The 17,415-nt window shown below is 43.8% G+C and carries 14 protein-coding genes; 8 read left to right on the forward strand and 6 right to left on the reverse strand.

Annotated features, from left to right (window positions below):
* The first annotated feature begins 39 nt into the window (after positions 1-39).
* The 3 genes from lptC (at position 40) to ACTQ53_RS02315 (ending at position 4,328) form a co-directional block, all read left to right on the forward strand.
* Entirely contained in the window at positions 40-699 is a 660-nt protein-coding gene (gene lptC / locus ACTQ53_RS02305) for an LPS export ABC transporter periplasmic protein LptC (RefSeq protein WP_295346286.1), read from the forward strand.
* Between the two features lie 12 nt (positions 700-711).
* The gene (locus ACTQ53_RS02310) at positions 712-1,980 is read left to right on the forward strand and encodes a hemolysin family protein (protein ID WP_294971474.1); all 1,269 of its coding nucleotides are present in this window, start codon (positions 712-714) and stop codon (positions 1,978-1,980) included.
* A 200-nt stretch (positions 1,981-2,180) separates the two neighbouring features.
* Positions 2,181-4,328: a peptidylprolyl isomerase gene (locus tag ACTQ53_RS02315; RefSeq protein WP_441931877.1), complete on the forward strand. Its 2,148-nt coding sequence runs from the start codon at positions 2,181-2,183 to the stop codon at positions 4,326-4,328.
* Between the two features lie 1,080 nt (positions 4,329-5,408).
* Here the strand turns inward: ACTQ53_RS02315 and ACTQ53_RS02320 are convergent.
* The 3 genes from ACTQ53_RS02320 to rfbA all read right to left on the reverse strand — a co-directional run bounded on the left by ACTQ53_RS02320 (position 5,409) and on the right by rfbA (position 9,449).
* On the reverse strand, positions 5,409-5,837 hold the full coding sequence (locus ACTQ53_RS02320; RefSeq protein WP_295346283.1) for a BT0820 family HAD-type phosphatase: 429 nt from the start codon (positions 5,835-5,837) through the stop codon (positions 5,409-5,411).
* A gap of 91 nt (positions 5,838-5,928) precedes the next feature.
* Positions 5,929-8,403 (reverse strand): GumC family protein, encoded by a 2,475-nt coding sequence (locus ACTQ53_RS02325; RefSeq protein WP_441931878.1) that lies wholly within the window; start codon positions 8,401-8,403, stop codon positions 5,929-5,931.
* A gap of 170 nt (positions 8,404-8,573) precedes the next feature.
* A complete protein-coding gene (gene rfbA / locus ACTQ53_RS02330) occupies positions 8,574-9,449 on the reverse strand; it encodes a glucose-1-phosphate thymidylyltransferase RfbA (RefSeq protein WP_153125842.1) in 876 nt (291 codons plus the stop codon).
* 210 nt (positions 9,450-9,659) lie between these two features.
* On the opposite strand from rfbA, the gene ACTQ53_RS02335 reads away from it, so the two are divergent.
* The 5 genes from ACTQ53_RS02335 to ACTQ53_RS02355 all read left to right on the forward strand — a co-directional run bounded on the left by ACTQ53_RS02335 (position 9,660) and on the right by ACTQ53_RS02355 (position 13,389).
* The gene (locus tag ACTQ53_RS02335) at positions 9,660-10,310 is read left to right on the forward strand and encodes a hypothetical protein (RefSeq protein WP_217760389.1); all 651 of its coding nucleotides are present in this window, start codon (positions 9,660-9,662) and stop codon (positions 10,308-10,310) included.
* A gap of 88 nt (positions 10,311-10,398) precedes the next feature.
* Entirely contained in the window at positions 10,399-10,692 is a 294-nt protein-coding gene (locus ACTQ53_RS02340) for a hypothetical protein (RefSeq protein ID WP_153125846.1), read from the forward strand.
* A gap of 8 nt (positions 10,693-10,700) precedes the next feature.
* Positions 10,701-11,000 carry a cell division protein ZapA gene (locus ACTQ53_RS02345; protein WP_218415721.1) on the forward strand — a complete coding sequence of 100 codons (300 nt, stop codon included), beginning with the start codon at positions 10,701-10,703 and terminating at the stop codon, positions 10,998-11,000.
* Between the two features lie 44 nt (positions 11,001-11,044).
* Positions 11,045-12,580 carry a ribonuclease Y gene (gene rny, locus ACTQ53_RS02350; protein WP_294971458.1) on the forward strand — a complete coding sequence of 512 codons (1,536 nt, stop codon included), beginning with the start codon at positions 11,045-11,047 and terminating at the stop codon, positions 12,578-12,580.
* Positions 12,581-12,690: 110 nt separating this feature from the next.
* Positions 12,691-13,389, forward strand: coding sequence for a tRNA 2-thiocytidine biosynthesis TtcA family protein (locus tag ACTQ53_RS02355; protein ID WP_441931880.1), 699 nt, complete (start codon positions 12,691-12,693; stop codon positions 13,387-13,389).
* A 110-nt stretch (positions 13,390-13,499) separates the two neighbouring features.
* On the opposite strand, the gene ccsA is transcribed toward ACTQ53_RS02355, so the two are convergent.
* The 3 genes from ccsA to ACTQ53_RS02370 all read right to left on the reverse strand — a co-directional run bounded on the left by ccsA (position 13,500) and on the right by ACTQ53_RS02370 (position 17,380).
* Positions 13,500-15,764 carry a cytochrome c biogenesis protein CcsA gene (gene ccsA / locus ACTQ53_RS02360; protein WP_441931881.1) on the reverse strand — a complete coding sequence of 755 codons (2,265 nt, stop codon included), beginning with the start codon at positions 15,762-15,764 and terminating at the stop codon, positions 13,500-13,502.
* Positions 15,765-16,019: 255 nt separating this feature from the next.
* Positions 16,020-16,760: a di-heme oxidoredictase family protein gene (locus ACTQ53_RS02365; RefSeq protein WP_441931882.1), complete on the reverse strand. Its 741-nt coding sequence runs from the start codon at positions 16,758-16,760 to the stop codon at positions 16,020-16,022.
* A 215-nt stretch (positions 16,761-16,975) separates the two neighbouring features.
* Positions 16,976-17,380, reverse strand: a complete 405-nt coding sequence (locus ACTQ53_RS02370; protein WP_441931883.1) for a hypothetical protein — start codon at positions 17,378-17,380, stop codon at positions 16,976-16,978.
* Between the last annotated feature and the right edge of the window lie 35 nt (positions 17,381-17,415).

Genomic DNA, 17,415 nt, shown 5'->3' on the forward strand with positions numbered 1-17,415 from the left:
TTCATATAGATAATACATATCTCGCACGTATATATAATAATGTATAAGCTAAGAAACTCTTTTCTGATAGGAATATTGATGTCCATGATTCTGGCAGGTTGTCAGGAGCAGGTGGAGCATACGGCAGCTGCTATCCATGCCAAGGATTCGGTTGCCATGATGACGTCGTATGGTGTCAATACCCTTATCAGTGATTCCGGAGTGATCAAATATCGTATTGTGACTGAGCGATGGGAGGTAAATACCAATCGCAATCCTTCCCGTTGGATTTTCAATAAGGGACTTCTGCTCGAACAGTTTGACGAGAAGTTTCATATCAATAGCTATATCCAGTGTGATACAGCCTATTATTTTGATCAGCAGCGTGTTTGGAAATTATATGGTCGAGTGAGAATTCTGACCAAGGATGGCTTGCGCTTCAGCAGCGAACAGCTTACCTGGGACGAGAACAGACACGAGATTTCCAGCAATGTATTCAGTAAGTTAATCACACCGGAGCGTACCCTTCAGGGTACCCATTTCTGGAGTGATGAGAAGATGACTCGCTATTTTGTCAGCAATTCTAAAGGTAGTTTTGAAAAGGGTGACTTTGGCGGGAATGATTCTGGAGCTGCTCCTGCTCCAGGTGATTCTACTGCTGCACCTATCCGCCAGCAGGCTACACCTGTTAGGGCGACGACTATCCCTATCATGCATTAAATTATAGAATAAATGGAACAGGTTGATTTAAGTCTTATCGTTGGTATAATCATTACGATGGTTTTCTCTGCTTTCTTCAGTGGTATGGAGATTGCCTTTGTTTCCTCCAACCGTATGTTGGCGGAAATGGATAAGGAGAAAAACGGTCTTACGCAACGTTTGATTTCTTTATTTTATAACCATCCTAACGGCTTCGTCAGCACGATGCTGGTGGGCAATAATATTGCCCTCGTCGTGTATGGTATTCTGATAGCCAGACTGTTTGATAATACAATCTTCAGCGGGATGGATGCGGCCTTTACGGTGCCGGCTGATACCATTCTTTCTACCTTGATCGTCTTGTTTACTGGCGAGTTCTTGCCCAAGACTCTTTTCAAGGCCAATCCTAACCGCCTGCTTGCCATCTTCAGTCCCATAGCCTATCTATGCTATGTGGTTTTGTGGCCGATAAGCAAGTTCAGTACCTTCTTGAGCAAGGTTCTGCTTCGCCTGGTGGGCATGAAGATGGATACTGAATCGGGAGATGAGGGCTTTTCCAAGGTGGATCTTGACTATTTGGTTCAGTCGAGCATTGATAATGCTACCAATGAAGATGAAATTAATGATGAAGTCAAGATATTTCAGAATGCGCTCGACTTCAGCGATACCAAAGTACGTGACTGTATGGTTCCACGTACAGAAATCCAGGCAGTAGAGAAGAATACGTCTTTGGAGGAATTGCGTCAGAAATTCATAGAAAGCGGTAACTCGAAAATCATTGTATATGAGGAGGATATAGACCATATCATCGGCTATATCCATAGCTCGGAACTCTTCCATAATCCTGTGAAATGGCAGGATCATGTGCGCACTTTGCCTTTTGTTCCTGAAACGATGCAGGCGCAGAAGCTGATGCAGACTTTCCTTCAGCAGAAGAAGTCGCTCGGTGTGGTAGTAGATGAGTTCGGCGGTACCAGCGGTCTGGTGAGTCTGGAGGATATCGTAGAGGAAATCTTTGGCGATATTGAGGATGAGCATGATGCAGAAAAGTATGTTGCCAAGCAGACGGATGATGGGGATTACCTGTTGTCAGCTCGACTGGAAATTGATAAGGTGAACGAGAAGTTTAATCTCGATTTGCCTGAGAGTGATGACTATATGACCGTGGGTGGCTTGATACTTCATGAGTATCAGAGTTTTCCTAAGTTGAACGAAGTCATTAAGTTCAATCACTTTGAGTTTAAGATAATCAAGTCTACTTCTCGTAAAATAGAGTTGGTTAAACTTCATATTTTAGGTTAAAACTGAGCTTCGGCTCAGTTTTTTTTATGTTTTTCGTTATCAGTTTTAAAAAAGCTAATGAAAAATTCCCTATTCTCGTTTATTTTTTGTAATTTTGCAGACAATTGGCTAGTTTTAAGGATTTGAGAATCCTCATCATTCTTATGGCGATGCTAACTTAATAATAAGAAAATAAAAATAAAATAAAAATTAAAAACGTAATGGCAGCATTAGGAACAATTAGAAAAAGAGGCGTCATTCTGGTATGTATTATCAGTTTTGGCCTTTTCGCCTTCATTGCCGAAGAAGCTTTCCGTTCATGTGATTCTGCAAAGAACAATGAGCGTCAGCAGATTGGTGAGGTATATGGCGAGAAAATCAGCGTGCAGGAATTCCAGAAGCTCGTTGATGAGTACACAGAAGTTATTAAAATGCAACAGGGTCAGGAGAATCTTCCTGAGCAGCAGATGAATCAGATTAAGGACATGGTGTGGAACACTTATGTTCAGAATCAGATGATTGCTAAGGAAGCTGGCAAGCTCGGCTTGACAGTTACTGACGCTGAACTTCAGGACATCTTGAAGACTGGTACCAACCCAATGCTTCAGCAGACTCCTTTCGTTAACCAGCAGACTGGTCGTTTCGATGTATCTGCTCTCCAGAAGTTCTTGGCTGATTATAAGACTCAGAAGGCTAACCCAGCCAACGCTCAGTTGATGGATCAGTATACCAAGATTTACAACTACTGGTCATTCATCGAGAAGACTCTTCGCCAGCAAACTTTGGCTCAGAAGTATCAGGCTCTTCTTGCTCACTGCTTCATTTCAAATCCTGTAGAGGCTAAGATGGCTTTCAAGGAGGAGAATGAGGAGAGCCAGATTCAGTTGGCTGCTTTCCCTTATTCTGATATCCAGGACGATAAGGTAAAGGTTGAGGAGAGTGATTTGAAGGCTAAGTATGATGAGTTGAAGGCTCGTTTCAAGCAGCCTGTTGAGACTCGTGACATCAAGTATGTAGACATCGAGGTGATGGCTTCTGCTGCTGACCGTGCAGCTCTCAACAAGGATTTCGCTGGTTTCCAGACACAGCTCGCTGCTGCAGCTGATCCTGCAGAGGTTGTTCGTAAGGCTGCTTCTACTGTATCTTATCTTGGTATTCCTGTCAGCAAGGAGGCTTATCCTTCTGATATCGCAGCTGTTTTGGATTCTATGGCAGTAGGTTCAACTTCTGCTGTAAAGGCTAATACTGCTGATAATACTTTGAACATCGTTAAGTTGGTTAGCAAGCAGCAGTTGCCAGACTCAGTACAGTATCGCGTAATCCAGGTAGCTGCTAATTCTGTAGCTGAGGCTAAAACCAAGGCAGACTCTATCCAGGGTGCTATCGCTGGCGGTGCTGATTTCGAGGTTATCGCCAAGAAGTATGGTCAGACTGGTGAGAAGGCTTGGATGACAACAAAGCAGTATGAGTATGCTCAGACTATGGACAAGGACAACAGGGCGTTCATCAATACATTGAATACAGCTTCTGTCAACTCTCTTAACCAGCTCCAGTTGGGTCAGGGTTACGTAGTTCTTCAGGTTCTTGACCGCAAGGCAATGGTTAACAAGTATGTTGCTGCAGTCATCAAGAAGACTATTGATTTCTCACAGGGCACATATCGTACAGCTTACAACAAGTTCTCTAGCTTCGTTAGCGGCAACCAGGCTTCAGCTGATTTGTTGAAGAATGCTGCTGGCAATGGTTACAAGGTTCAGGAGTTGAAGGATATGACAACAGCTTCTCATTATGTAGCTAATATACATTCAACCCGTGAGGCATTGAAGTGGATCTTCGAGGCTAAGGAAGGTGAAGTTTCTCCTCTCTATGAGTGTGGCGACAACAATCACCTTTTGGTTGTAGTACTTAACAAGATTCATCGCATTGGTTACCGCGACTTGAGCGATCCTGATGTAAAGGAGATGGTAAAGGCTGAGGTTATCAAGGACAAGAAGGCTGAACAGTTGATGGCTAAGGTAAACGGCGTAAAGAGCATCGCAGCTGCTAAGGCTAAGGGTGGTAAGATTTCTTCTGTAAACCAGATTACTTTCGCTGCTCCTACATTCATTGCAGCAACTGGTGCTAGCGAGCCTGCTCTTTCTGGTGCTGTTTCTGCAACAAAGAAGGGTGCTTTCTCTGCACATGCTGTTAAGGGTAATGCTGGTGTTTACCTCTTCCAGGTTACTAACAAGACTAACCGTCCTGTTAAGTTCGATGAGAAGACATACGAGCAGAAGTGTCGTCAGAAGTCTATGCAGTATGCTGGTAACTTCATGAACGAGCTTTATATGAAGGCTCACGTAGTGGACAACCGCTACTTGTTCTTCTAAAGAATAAAAAATCATTTAGTAAATCAATAATAGGGGATATACCATTCATCAGGTATATCCCTTTTTCTTGTATGCTCGGCATGAGCTTATTCTAATGGGTGCAAGTCCCTAACGAACCCTAATAGCGGGAATCGTATAGCCAAGAGCAAGGGTGTCCACTGCGAGGTGGAATCTGAAAGAAGCTGGCGGCAAACATCTGACCTAACGTACAGAAACTTCATATAAGGCATTTGACCATGGATGAGATTGCAAGACAAATCAAAGTCCCATAGCTATTCGGAATGGTTGGTGTAAATGAAGTGGGTATAAGATGGAAAGAATAAGCCCTTATCCGAGGAGGTCTCACGGACGCATGGGTGAAGATGAATAATTCGATGTACAATGACGGAGTAAAGCTTGCCGTAAGAAGTCAGCAGAGGTCATAGTACCCAAGGCACGTGTGCTTATAGGGAAGGACTGAATCGTGCAGTGCAATAGTAAATGAATGTTACCTTGTGAGACACCTCATCAGATGTCCGAAAGGAACTCTCTATCCAAGACGATAGGACGGAATCCGACAATAGGATAGAAGTGATGCTACTCATAGGGATAGCTGAAAACAACTTGCCACACATCGCAAGATGAGAAAGCACGAAACCGCCGTATGCGGAACCGCACGTACGGTGGTGGGGGAGGTCGGTAAATGTGAAAATAGGAGGCAAATGCCTTTTATGATTAGCATTTACCTCCTACCCGATTTGACTGTTCTTTGACGTTGATGGCTTTCCTTATACCGTATAGGACTTTGTTCTTTCTGAGTAGCAGTTTCTTTTCTCTCAGAATGGCTTTCCTTTTATACAGAGATAGTCTTTCGGTTAGATAGGAAAAGTTGTCGTGTTATATAGGTATAGTTCTTCTAGAAGCTAGCTCTCTCGTCCGCACATCAGCTGTTATGCACCCGCACAACAGCTGTTGTGCGGTCGTCTGACAGCTGATGTGCGCTTGTCTTCCATCTGTTGTGAGATAAAAAGACAGCGGGTGTATCAACTTTAAGAGTGATACACCCGCTGTCATATTTTGGACTTGGTTGGAACTGTTGGATTATCCGCGACTCCACCAGTGTTTCTTTTTAGGAGTCTCCTGCTCTGCGCAGTATTTCTGCTTTAATACTCTGCGGTAGTTGGTATGGTTGGTGATAATCTGATAAATCTCTCCCCAGTCTGGCAGTCCACCGATACCACGGTCGTCGATAAACCAGTCTGCCTTCAGCTTTCTAGAGAAGTGATTGTTGTTCTCGAGACTTTCTTCCGGATAGTCCTTGTTGACAGCCCAGAATTCAACTCCACGCTCTCTGCACCATTCTACAGCCTCATCCAGGAGCTTGCCTTCGCGTACGCTCCAGAGAATGAGTTTGTGGTGGTCTTTTATCAACATCTTCAATGTTTCTGTTGCGAAAGGTAACTCTGTACCAATCTTTGGGTACTCATGGGTTACGATAGTACCGTCAAAATCTACTGCTATTGTTGCCATAGTCTTTATATCTTTTAATCTAAAAGAGTCTTCCTATAAAAAATATAGAAAGACTCTCTTTATATAAATAGTTTAATGATTCAATATTCAATTACTTCTTGATACTTGTGTCGTTGGCATTGCCGTAATGACTGTTGCTATAGTTGCCGTAGCTACCATACTGTCCGTAAGTTCCATACTTTCCATACTTTCCGTATGAACCATAGCTTCCATAGTTACCATACTTGCCATATTTGCCATATTTGCCCACTCCGTAGTAGAAACTGTGTTTCTTCTTTGAGAGGTCAACGCCGTTGAGCACGAGGCACATGTTAGGCAATTTGTTTTCGGCACTCAAGCCGTTGATCATTCCGAAGCTTGCCTTTGGAGTATAGTCTGCACGGCAAACATATACGCAGAGGTCTGCCAGACGACCGAGCTGCAAACTATCATTTACCAGACCCACAGGAGCCGTATCGAGAATTATATAGTCGTAATGCTGCTTCAGCTGGTTGATGATGTCGTCAAGACTTGCTCTTGTTACCAACTCACCTGGATTAGGAGGTACAGGACCAGCCATCAGAAGGTCGAGCTTGCTGTTTACGCCAGATGAGAGAATCTGGTTCTGGATGTCTTCCCAAGAGTTGTGGTCTCGTACAATCAGGTTGGTGATACCGTTATGGTGGTTGTCTATCTGGAACAACTCAGCCAGACGCGGCTTACGGATGTCAAGACCCACCATGATGACCTTCTTGCCTAACAAGGCGAGGGAGATACCGATGTTTGAAGCTACGAATGTCTTTCCTTCGCCTGAAGTAGAAGAGGTAAACATTATCACCTTCTCATCGCTCTTCAGTATAAACTGAATATTGGTACGTAAGCCTCGGAAGATTTCCTCCATCAGGTTGTTGACATTCTGGTGAACCACAATATCTGCCTTTCCTTCCTTCTTGGCAGCATCACTGGCAACAGGGATGTCTGCTATGACTGGAATCTGTGTCAACTTAATGACATCTTCATGACCTTCAATCTTGTACTTGAAGAACTCAATAAGGAAGAGGATGCCTGCAGGAATTGCCAAGCCGAGAACCAATGCTATGAGCATGATGATTGAGCTCTTTGGGCTCACCTTGCCGATAAAGGAAGGTGCATCGATGATCTTGCCCTTATCTGCTGTTGCAGCCAGGGAGATAGAGTTCTCTTCTCGTTTCTCAAGCAGCATGAGGTAAAGACCAGACTTTACTTCCTGTTGGCGGCCAATCTGTGTCAGAACTCTTTCCTGCTCTGGTGAGTTGCCGATTTGTCCTGCATATTCTGCAGCCTGCTTAGCGATGCTGTTGCGCTGTATCTCCATGCCCAGCTTAGCTTGTCTCATGGCACGTTTGATAGATGTTGTGAGTGCATCCAACTGTGCGGTCAGAGGAGTTACTGTAGGAGAAGTCTCGCTGGCTGCATGCAAGGCGTTGTTGCGATCCAGGGCTATTTTGTTGTACTGGTTGATGAGTTCTGTTGAACTTTCATCAGTCAAACCTACGTTGGATGGGATAGGCTGATATTTGTTACCTGGCTCGTTCATGTACTTACCAAGCTCGTTCAGCAATTCTACCTGGGTATTGGCATCCTGAAGCTTTTGAGCATAAGCGTCAGAGTTTGCGATGGTAGCTGTAGCGTTCAGCTTCATCTCAATCACCTTGTTGCGCTTCTTGTAGCTTTCGAGCTGTCCTTCTGTATTGCCCAGCTCCGCATTGATCTTTTGCAAACGGTTGTTGATGAATTGCTCTGTGCGGTAGGCAATTTCGTTCTTGTCTTCGTTTGCCTGACGGTTGTAAACCTTGAGGAGTGTATTCAGATAGTCTAAAGCTCTCTGAGGGTTTTCGTCGTTCAATACGAGTTCTGCAATCGTTGTAGTCTTGGATGTCTGACTGACAGTCAGGTTCTTTGTATACTGCTTGGCAGCCATTTCCGGAGAGACAATGACAGCTTTCAGTACTTCTCCATCTTCCAGTTTGTAAATCTTGCTAGGAGTAAAGGTCAGCGTACCCACTCTTGTGCTGATAGTTGCTGGCAGACGGTCGAAAGTTTTCTCAAATTCACTGGTCTCTTTTTCGAAAGAGAAAGCATCAATAGGTAAATTGTATGTACCCTTGACGTGATACTTTGTACCTTCCTTTTCGATGCTGAGCTTGATAGGAGCGTTCAGCTTCTTGAGATGTGGCAGATCCAGGTCTACTGATACTTCCTGCTCTTTATATACCAGAGGGTCCTTGAAAGCGCTCTTATGATAGTAGTTAACGTATATTTTCATATCGTGAACTGCGAGTTGAGCCAAGTCATGAGCCGACAAAATCTCAATCTCGTTATCAATACCATTAGAGTTTGACATAAAGCCGAGGTTGGCAGCACTTTGAATCATGCTACTACCCAAACTACCTCTGCGTTTGCTGTCATCATCGTCTTTAATGAGTACCTTGGTAGATGCTTGATAGGCTGGAGTAGCATATCTCAGGTAAAGATAGCCTAAGCCCAGGCAAACGATAAGAGAGAGTACGAACCATTTCCAGTTGAGAATCAGATTTGTATAAATCAACTGAAAGTCAATGGCAGATTTCTCTTCCTGTTCCTGAACTGCGCCTTCTAATTGTAAGTTCTAGTTCTCTTCCATTATTCTTTTAATGTTGTTATTTGAATTATACCTTATTATATATTATCCCAACCACTTCTATGAAAGTGGCAAGAATACTGATAGATTCATTTTTATTATTTGCCCAAAGCTAGTTCCTGCAAATATTTTCCATATCCGTTCTTTTGCATAGGTTCTGCAAGTTTCAACAGCTGTTCTTTGTTAATCCAACCTTGTTTAAATGCAATTTCTTCCAGACATGCTACTTTCAGTCCCTGTCTCTTTTCGATCACTTCAATGAACGTACTTGCTTCTGACAAACTGTCGTGAGTACCGGTGTCCAACCAGGCGAAACCTCTTTGGAGAGTTCTTACTTTAAGTGTGTTGTCTGACAAGTAATGTTGGTTGACAGTAGTAATCTCCAGCTCGCCACGTGCACTTGGCTTGATATGCTTGGCAACATCTACCACACTGTTTGGGTAGAAGTAGAGTCCTACAACCGCGTAATTGCTTTTTGGATGTTTGGGTTTTTCCTCAATACTGAGGCAATTGCCTTCTTTGTCAAACTCAGCAACACCGTATCTTTCCGGATCATTGACATAATAGCCGAAGACACTTGCCAATCCTTCTTCTGTAGCTTTTACGCTGGCTTTGAGAAGTCCGGTAAATCCGGCACCGTAAAATATGTTGTCGCCTAATACCAGGCAGACATTATCATTGCCGATGAATTTCTCACCGATAATAAAAGCCTGTGCCAATCCATCTGGAGATGGTTGTTCTGCGTATTCGAAATGTACTCCTAAATCGCTTCCGTCTCCAAGGAGACGTTTAAAACCAGGTAAGTCGAATGGTGTTGAAATAATAAGAATATCCTTGATTCCAGCCAGCATCAAAACTGATACCGGATAGTATATCATCGGTTTGTCGAATATGGGAATCAACTGTTTGCTGATTCCTTTAGTGATTGGATAAAGTCTGGTGCCAGACCCGCCTGCTAAAACTATTCCCTTCATATATCTTCTCTGTTGGAACACAAATATTAATTAACGTGGCAAAGGTACTAAAAATAATTGAAACTTGAATAGCAAAATCGATAAAATCGTTGTTTTTCCAAGAAAAAACATATTTATGAAGAAAAAACGCCCCTTTGATTTTGATATTTAGTGATTTTATTGTATTTTTGCAGAACAATTGAAAACATTAAAGTATAAAACGAAATAAGAATGGGAATATTTTCAAAACTATTCAGTCATAAAAATGACGATAAGAAAGTAGGTGGAATGGAAGATTACATGACGCTGGTCCGTGTATACTTCCAGGCTGCATTGGCTTCTCAATTAGGTATTACTAATCTGGCAATGTTGCCAGACTTGCGAGTGTTCAAGACCAGTTTGCATGTTCCAACTGTAAACAATCGTCTTGGTATCGGCGAGAAGGCGCAGGTTAAGAAAATGATGAAGAATATCTATGATACTGATGATTCTTTCTTCAAGGAGATTGATTCTAGTATCCGTAAGAACTGTCAGAAACTGCAGGATGTGAATGTGTATCTCATCCAGTTCCAGAACTTCACCCAGGATTTGATGATGCTGATGGGCAACTTGATGAAGTTCAAGCTGCGCTTGCCTAGCTTTATGAAAAATTCTTTATACAAGTTGACAGCAAAGACTGTAGATGATATCTTCAACAAGAATGATTACAGCGATGCCAGCACATTGAAGACTGTGTTCCAGTTGCGCCAATTCAACAAGCGATTAGCTTTCAGCCAGCAGTGGGTGACAGATTTTGCTTTTCAGGTATTGATGCTTGCAAAGAAGGAGCCACGTCCATCTGATGAAGATGTTGAAAAGGCAAAGCAAAAGATGGGAAAGTAAGTAAATCCCTTTAAATTTTAAAAAAGATAGTAGAAAATTTGTTTTTTTCAAATTATTCTCTTAAATTTGTAGCCAAAAACAAAAAAGCATGAGTGCAAATGAGAAAACAATCAATACGTTTGCCACGAGAGTAAGGCAGATGATTCTCAAGTTTGACGAGGTCAAGCAGGAGAATACGGAGCTTTATGCCATGGTGGATGAGCGTGATGCCAAAATAAAGGAATTGGAGGATAAGTTGACTCAGGCGCAGCATGATTACGACAGTTTGAAGATGGCGAAGATGATGACGATTTCTGATGCAGATATTGAAACTACTCAGAAACGTATCGCCAAGCTTATCCGAGATGTCAATAAATGTATTACGCTACTGAGCGATAAATAATCGGACCGATGGTAGATCAAACACAAGACAAGTTACAGATTAGGTTACATGTCTATGATACTGACCTCTCGGTAAGAATACCTAGAGAGGATGAGGAGTATTATCGTAAATCTGCAAAATTGATTGACGATATAGTGAATTCATATACAAAAATCTATAAAGGCCGTAAGAGCGACAAGGAGATTTTGTATATGGCACTACTTGATGTGGCGCTGAGATATGAAAAGGAAGAGGGTAAGAATGATACCCAGCCTTATAATGAGATTCTTGAGAAGTTGACTGCCGAGATAGAAGACGCTCTGAAATAATAAGCAGCTAACTTTGAGTGAATTTTAATAAATATATATAAATAATGATGGTAACAATTATAGCAGCCTTAGTCGGTCTCTGCCTTGGTGGAGCGGTGGGCTTTTTCATTTTCCGTTATGTTATCAAGGGAAAATATAATGAAATGATTGATACTGCCAATAAAGAGGCAGAAGTATTAAAGGAGAAAAAACTTCTCGAAGTGAAAGAGAAGTTCCTCAATAAGAAAGCTGAGTTGGAGAAGGAAGTGCAGCAGCGCAATTCCCGTATTCAGCAGAGTGAGAATAAACTTAAACAGCGCGAAATCTCTCTCAACCAGCGTCAGGAGGATCTCGGTCGTCGCAAGCAGGAGGTTGATCAGTATCAGCAGCGTGTTGATAATGAAAAGAAACTTCTCACTGTCAAGCAGCAGGAACTTGAGAAGATGCAGAAGCAGGAGCAGGCTAAGCTGGAAGAACTTTCCGGATTGAGCGCTGAGGAAGCTAAGAATCGTCTCGTGGAGAGTTTGAAGGATCAGGCGCGTCTTGATGCTGCCAGCTATATCAATGAAATTATTGATGATGCTAAGCTGAATGCTAACCAGCAGGCTAAGAAAATCGTTATCCAGACTATCCAGCGCGTGGCTACGGAGACTGCTATCGAGAACTCTGTCAGTGTATTCCATATTGATAACGATGAGGTGAAGGGCCGTATCATCGGTCGTGAAGGTCGTAATATCCGTGCATTGGAGGCTGCTACCGGTGTAGAAATCGTAGTGGATGATACTCCTGAGGCTATCGTTATTTCTGCTTTCGATCCAGTGCGTCGTGAGGTTTGCCGTCTGGCTCTCCATCAGTTGGTTGCTGACGGTCGTATTCACCCAGCCCGTATCGAGGAGGTAGTTGCCAAGGTGAAGAAGCAGTTGGAGAATGAGATTATCGAGACTGGTAAGCGTACTGCTATTGACCTCGGCATCCATGGCTTGCATCCTGAGTTGATTCGCATCGTAGGTAAGATGAAGTATCGTTCTTCTTATGGTCAGAACCTTTTGCAGCATGCTCGTGAAACTGCTAATCTCTGTGCTGTCATGGCTTCTGAGTTGGGCTTGAACCCAAAGAAGGCAAAGCGTGCCGGTCTTTTGCACGATATTGGCAAGGTACCTGATGAGGAGAGTGAGTTGCCACACGCATTGTATGGTGCCAAGATAGCTGAGAAGTATAAGGAGAAGCCAGATATCTGTAATGCCATTGGTGCTCACCATGATGAGATGGAGATGAACACCTTGTTGGCTCCTATCGTTCAGGTATGTGATGCTATCTCTGGTGCCCGTCCTGGTGCACGTCGTGAGATTGTTGAGGCTTACATCAAGCGTTTGAACGATCTGGAGGCAATTGCCATGAGTTATCCTGGTGTAACCAAGACTTATGCTATCCAGGCTGGTCGTGAGCTTCGTGTTATCGTTGGTGCAGACAAGATGACTGATGAGCAGAGTATCAAGCTCTCAGACGAGATTGCTACCAAGATTCAGAATGAGATGACTTATCCTGGTCAGGTTAAGATTACCGTCATTCGTGAGACACGTAGCGTAGCTTACGCTAAGTAATTTTTGAGAATATTGAAGTTTAAATTGTCGTTTCCTTACCGTTGGTTGGGGAATGTATCTTGATAAAGCCGTGCTCTTTTTATAGGGTACGGCTTTTTTTTCTAAATAATATGATAAAGGCAGAACAGAAAGTATTAAAGCGTTTCAACAAGGGCTGTGTGGATTATCATCTTCTGGAAGATGGTGATCGCATTCTCATTGCTTTGAGTGGCGGTAAGGATTCCCTGGAACTGGTTAGGCTGCTGGCTCAGCGTGCCCGTATCTTCAAACCGCATATAGAAGTGGAAGCAGCTCATATCATCATGGATAATATTCCTTACGAGACTGACCGCTCTTATCTTCAGGATTTCTGTGATGAGAATGGCATCCGGCTCCATATTCTGCACAGTTCTTTCGATGAATCCACCGATTCCCGCAAGACCCGTTGCTTCCTCTGTGCCTGGAACCGACGCAAGACGCTCTTCGAGTTTGCGGTAAATAATGGTTTTAACAAGATAGCCTTGGGCCATCACATGGATGATATCCTCGTTACGCTTCTGATGAATATTACCTTTGAGGGTTTACATTCCACGATGCAACCAAGTCTTCCTTTAAAACATTATCCGCTCACCATCATCCGCCCCCTTTGTCTGGTGCATGAGGCGGATATCCGTCAGGTGGCAGAAGAGTTGCATTTCACTAAGCAGAAGACGTTGTGTCCTTACGAAGAGACTACCCGCCGTTCGGATATGCAAGCCATCTTCCAGCAGTTGGAGCAGTTGAATCCCGAAGCCCGCTACAGTCTTTGGCGATCTGTTTTTGTGGAATAAAATATGGTAGAAGAAGCAATCAAAAACGAAAGTAGTTGCATGAGTACATGCAACTACTTTCACTGGACAATGTATTAGGCTTCATTTGCCATTGAAGCCTATTGCATTTTTTATGCATATGAGTGCATACCCGTAAGGAAGTAATTTACTCCGAAGTATGTCATGGCAATGCTCATGAAAGCCAGGGTGATATAGATGTGATACACCAGCGGCTTGCGGAAGACCGGCAAGCTTTGTGTATGTACCACCACAGCATAAATCATGAAGGTGATGAGTGCCCATGTCTCCTTGCTATCCCAACTCCAATAGTTTCCCCAGCTGACATTCGCCCAGATGGCACCGATGAAAATGCCGAATCCCATGGCAGTAAGGGCAGGGTAGAGGAATATGCGACTCAAAGTCTGTAGTTCCTCTGCATGAGATTGCATGCAGATGCCCATAATGCCACAGATGAAGGTTAGCGACAGAAGGGCGTAGCTCATCATGATGATGCTTACATGAATGCTGAGCAGCGGGCTGTTCAGTACGGGCATCATCTGTCCGATGGCAGGATCCATCTGGTTGATGTGGCTTACGAGCAGGAAGAAACCTGATAGCATGAATCCGAATACCATCACGATGCGGATGCGGAACTGCATGAAGATGGAGATTAGCAACACAAGCCATGCCACGCTGAGCATGCTCTCATAGCCATTGGATAATGGTACGTTTCCGCTGATAATCCATCTCAAAGCCAAACCGAATGTCAAGGCAAGGAAGGATATGCAGAGCAATATCGGTAAGGTAATGTCCAAAGCCTTTAATTGGCGATTTTTTGTCATGCGATAGATGGTGTAGAAGAGGGCGATGAAACCCAATGTAAGGTTCACCATAAATAGAATGGTAGCGAAAGGAAAGTCATTGTTGATTCGTTCTGCCTGGTATTGAATCTTTGACGGCAAAGAACTTCCACTACTTACCTCTTGGTATTTCAGCATCTTGTCGAAGAAGATGTTCACACGATCCATGTTACCTTTTTGCACATCGCCATAAAGCAATGAGAATACATTCTTGATATAGAGTGCATGTTGATACTCTACTGCAAGTGGCAACTTATCTACAGGAGCGAACCAAGTGGTGGTGCCAGCCTTGATGAAAGAATGATCCTTGGTAGCCTTCACGTTCTTGGTAAAGGTATAGGGAAGAACCTTTAATGAGTTACCTTCCCGCAATTCCATGATGATTTGTATTTTGCTGTCGATATCAGCGGCTTGCTGGTGGAATTTGTCCTGCTGGCCATTGTAGTATTCCTGCACATACTGTCCGATGGTGTAGCCCCCCATCTCACGATTGAAGAAAGTATTGAGCGAAGCATAGTCGGGCAGATTCATCGCCGTTTTCATTTCTCCGCTCTTGATCTTGATGAAAGGCTCGTTTGCCCAAGTATTTCCATAGAATACCCAACCAGAGAGTACCTGTTCTGCAGTCAATCCCTGATAGCTTCTGGATCCATATATCTTCTTGCAGAAATCGAGGGCAAAGGTCTGTACCGGACAGATGCGGTCGTTGTAGAGAATATGAAGCTCTCCAAACTTCTCTGCAGTTTCCTTTGGCAATACAGCATTTTGGAGATTGCCTGTTGCAGATTCTGCATGCAGTGTCTGTATATTGCCCATGCTGAGGATGAGTGCTGCCATCAAGGCTCCCTTCTTGAGCAAAGGACTCTTCAGTAGTTTGCGATAACCGCCCTTAGGGTCGATGAGCATCCATACCAGAGAGATGAAGAGCAGCGCATAGCCAGTATAGGTGACTGGTATGCCGTATGGATCGGCATTGATGGCGAGCACGCTTCCCTTGCCGTCTTCATCGTAAGATGACTGATAAAGACGGTAAGACCGGTGGGAATAGATGTTGTTCATCGAAACTTCGCCTTCGCTCTTTTCATCTCCGTCTATTACAGTGAATTTTGAAGAATAGTCAGCCACGGCGTTGGTTCCATCGTGCATCTTCGCTTCAAACTTCTGCAGGCATAGCAAGAAAGGGAGTTTCTCTTCCTTCATACCCTGCTCTTCATCCTGAGCCATATAAGTATCTGTAGGCTGACCGATGCGCAGATGAATCATGCCCCGTTTAGCCGATATATGTGTGAGCAATGCCCCGGCAAGGATGATGATGAAGGAGAGATGGAGTGCCAATGTAGAAGCGCACTTCACTTTTCTTTTGATGATGTAGAAAGCACCGAGGGCAGCAAGTACTGCCCAGATAAGAATGAACCACCATGCCCCATAGTAGTGGGCATGGGCATAATCCGTGCCCTGGCTTTTCTCCACGATGGTGGCGGCTGCCATGCATACGAGCACAAGGATGTAAAGAATGAATATAATCTTTTTAACCATACTTTGTTGGAATCTTGATAGAATTTCCGTTGCAAAAATACGATATTATTCGGAGACGAGCAAGAGATAATCCGTATATTTGTAGATTCTGATAAAAAAAGCTGCCAAATGCTTTTGATAGCCTGGCAGCTTTTCTTATTTTTGTTTCTTCATGTAAAGGCTCAGATAGCATTGATGAATGCCACTACAGCATCACGCTCTTCCTTGGTTGCATTATAGAAGTTGAGGGCTGAGTTGTAAGCATCACTGCGTTTGTCATAGCAGTGCCACATGATAGACTCTACTACGTTGCGGGCACGGCAGTCGTGCAAACGGTCGCTGCGACCAGTGATAAATAGTCTGGTTTGGATACTTTGGCAACATGGTGTTAGGATCCTGACCAATGCTCTTAGCGTAAGCCTTGATAGCATTATCTACCCAATAGTTGTCAGAACCAGTCTTCCATGATGGCTTGTGGCAAGTAGCGCAACCCCACTGGGTGAAGAGCTTCTTGCCTTCCTGAACCTGTGCGTTGTCGAGGTTACGAGCTGCAGGAACTGCCAGACCACGATGCCATACCATGAAGTCATAGTAATCCTTGTCGCTCATCTCTTCCTCGCCATTGTAAGGAGCACCATTCAATAGGTATTTCTCGAAAGTAGCTGACTTGGCTGCATTGTTACAGCTCAGAATCTCGTTTACTCTCTCCTTGATACCTTCGTCAGTTCCATCTGCATAGTATGGGTGGAGTACAGAAGATTCGTCAGCACCATGCTTCTTGATATAACTGATTACTTCTGGGTCTTCGCTCTGATACTTTGCCCAAGCTGGACTGGTATAGAGGTAATGACGGTCGGAACGTGTTACGTTGGTGATGTTCCATATGGCATTGGCACCTGTTCCATCCTGCAGGGAAGCACGGGTCATGGCATAGGTAAACTTCTTCACCTTCTTGGTTCCATCTGCCAAAGTGTACCAGGCACCTGAAGCCCAATCATTCTTTGCCTTGTCCCACATGCCTGGATTCAACTCTACGTGTTCCGCCTCATTCTGATAAACTTTCTGCTGCGTAAGCCTTTCCGTCAGCGGTAGTACCTGCTGTAGGGTGATAAATTACGAGCAGATAGCCGTTGCCAAACTGGTCTGCCTGATACTGGTTCTGGAACTTACCATGACCATAGTTAGGATGGCAGTGGATACAACTGCTGCGAACCCATGCTGGGCCAAGACCCTTACGTGGAGCCTCTGTGATGGTATTCTGCCTTTACTACAATCTGTTTTACTGGATAGTAATTGATACCAACTGCCATACGCTGTACGTTTGTGTAGTCGTATGATGTATTTTTGGTTTTGGAAGCGTATGGATTATAGTGCTCATAACGGTCAAAGAGATACAGCTTCTGGTTGTCCTGACGGAGTTTTTCAATTTGTGAGAAAACATTGTAGCCAGCCTCGATTCCGTATGCAAAAGCATTCTTGCTGATAAATGCTGAGTGATGGAATGGAGAGAGACCATTTAGACGATTAGTAAAGTACTTCAACTGTTTTGCATCACTCAGGTAACCATAGTCTGCCTGACCGCGTACAATCCAGTTATAATTATTGTATGTGAAGTCGATGGCTCCGATAGCTACCACACCTTTGTACTTAGATTCTGCTCCATCCTTGTTGT

The sequence above is a fragment of the Prevotella sp. Sow4_E9_plate genome, from assembly GCF_052116205.1.
Taxonomy (GTDB): Bacteria; Bacteroidota; Bacteroidia; order Bacteroidales; family Bacteroidaceae; genus Prevotella.

What these genes read in the sequence shown, in the direction of transcription:
- ACTQ53_RS02310 (WP_294971474.1), top strand. Translation starts at nt 712, where the DNA reads ATGGAACAGGTTGATTTAAGTCTTATCGTTGGTATAATCATTACGATG.
- ACTQ53_RS02345 (WP_218415721.1), top strand. Translation starts at nt 10,701, where the DNA reads ATGGTAGATCAAACACAAGACAAGTTACAGATTAGGTTACATGTCTAT.
- ACTQ53_RS02315 (WP_441931877.1), top strand. Translation starts at nt 2,181, where the DNA reads ATGGCAGCATTAGGAACAATTAGAAAAAGAGGCGTCATTCTGGTATGT.
- ACTQ53_RS02365 (WP_441931882.1), bottom strand. Translation starts at nt 16,760, where the DNA reads ATGTGGGACAAGGCAAAGAATGATTGGGCTTCAGGTGCCTGGTACACT.
- ACTQ53_RS02340 (WP_153125846.1), top strand. Translation starts at nt 10,399, where the DNA reads ATGAGTGCAAATGAGAAAACAATCAATACGTTTGCCACGAGAGTAAGG.
- ACTQ53_RS02355 (WP_441931880.1), top strand. Translation starts at nt 12,691, where the DNA reads ATGATAAAGGCAGAACAGAAAGTATTAAAGCGTTTCAACAAGGGCTGT.
- ccsA (WP_441931881.1), bottom strand. Translation starts at nt 15,764, where the DNA reads ATGGTTAAAAAGATTATATTCATTCTTTACATCCTTGTGCTCGTATGC.
- ACTQ53_RS02335 (WP_217760389.1), top strand. Translation starts at nt 9,660, where the DNA reads ATGGGAATATTTTCAAAACTATTCAGTCATAAAAATGACGATAAGAAA.
- rfbA (WP_153125842.1), bottom strand. Translation starts at nt 9,449, where the DNA reads ATGAAGGGAATAGTTTTAGCAGGCGGGTCTGGCACCAGACTTTATCCA.
- lptC (WP_295346286.1), top strand. Translation starts at nt 40, where the DNA reads ATGTATAAGCTAAGAAACTCTTTTCTGATAGGAATATTGATGTCCATG.
- rny (WP_294971458.1), top strand. Translation starts at nt 11,045, where the DNA reads ATGATGGTAACAATTATAGCAGCCTTAGTCGGTCTCTGCCTTGGTGGA.
- ACTQ53_RS02320 (WP_295346283.1), bottom strand. Translation starts at nt 5,837, where the DNA reads ATGGCAACAATAGCAGTAGATTTTGACGGTACTATCGTAACCCATGAG.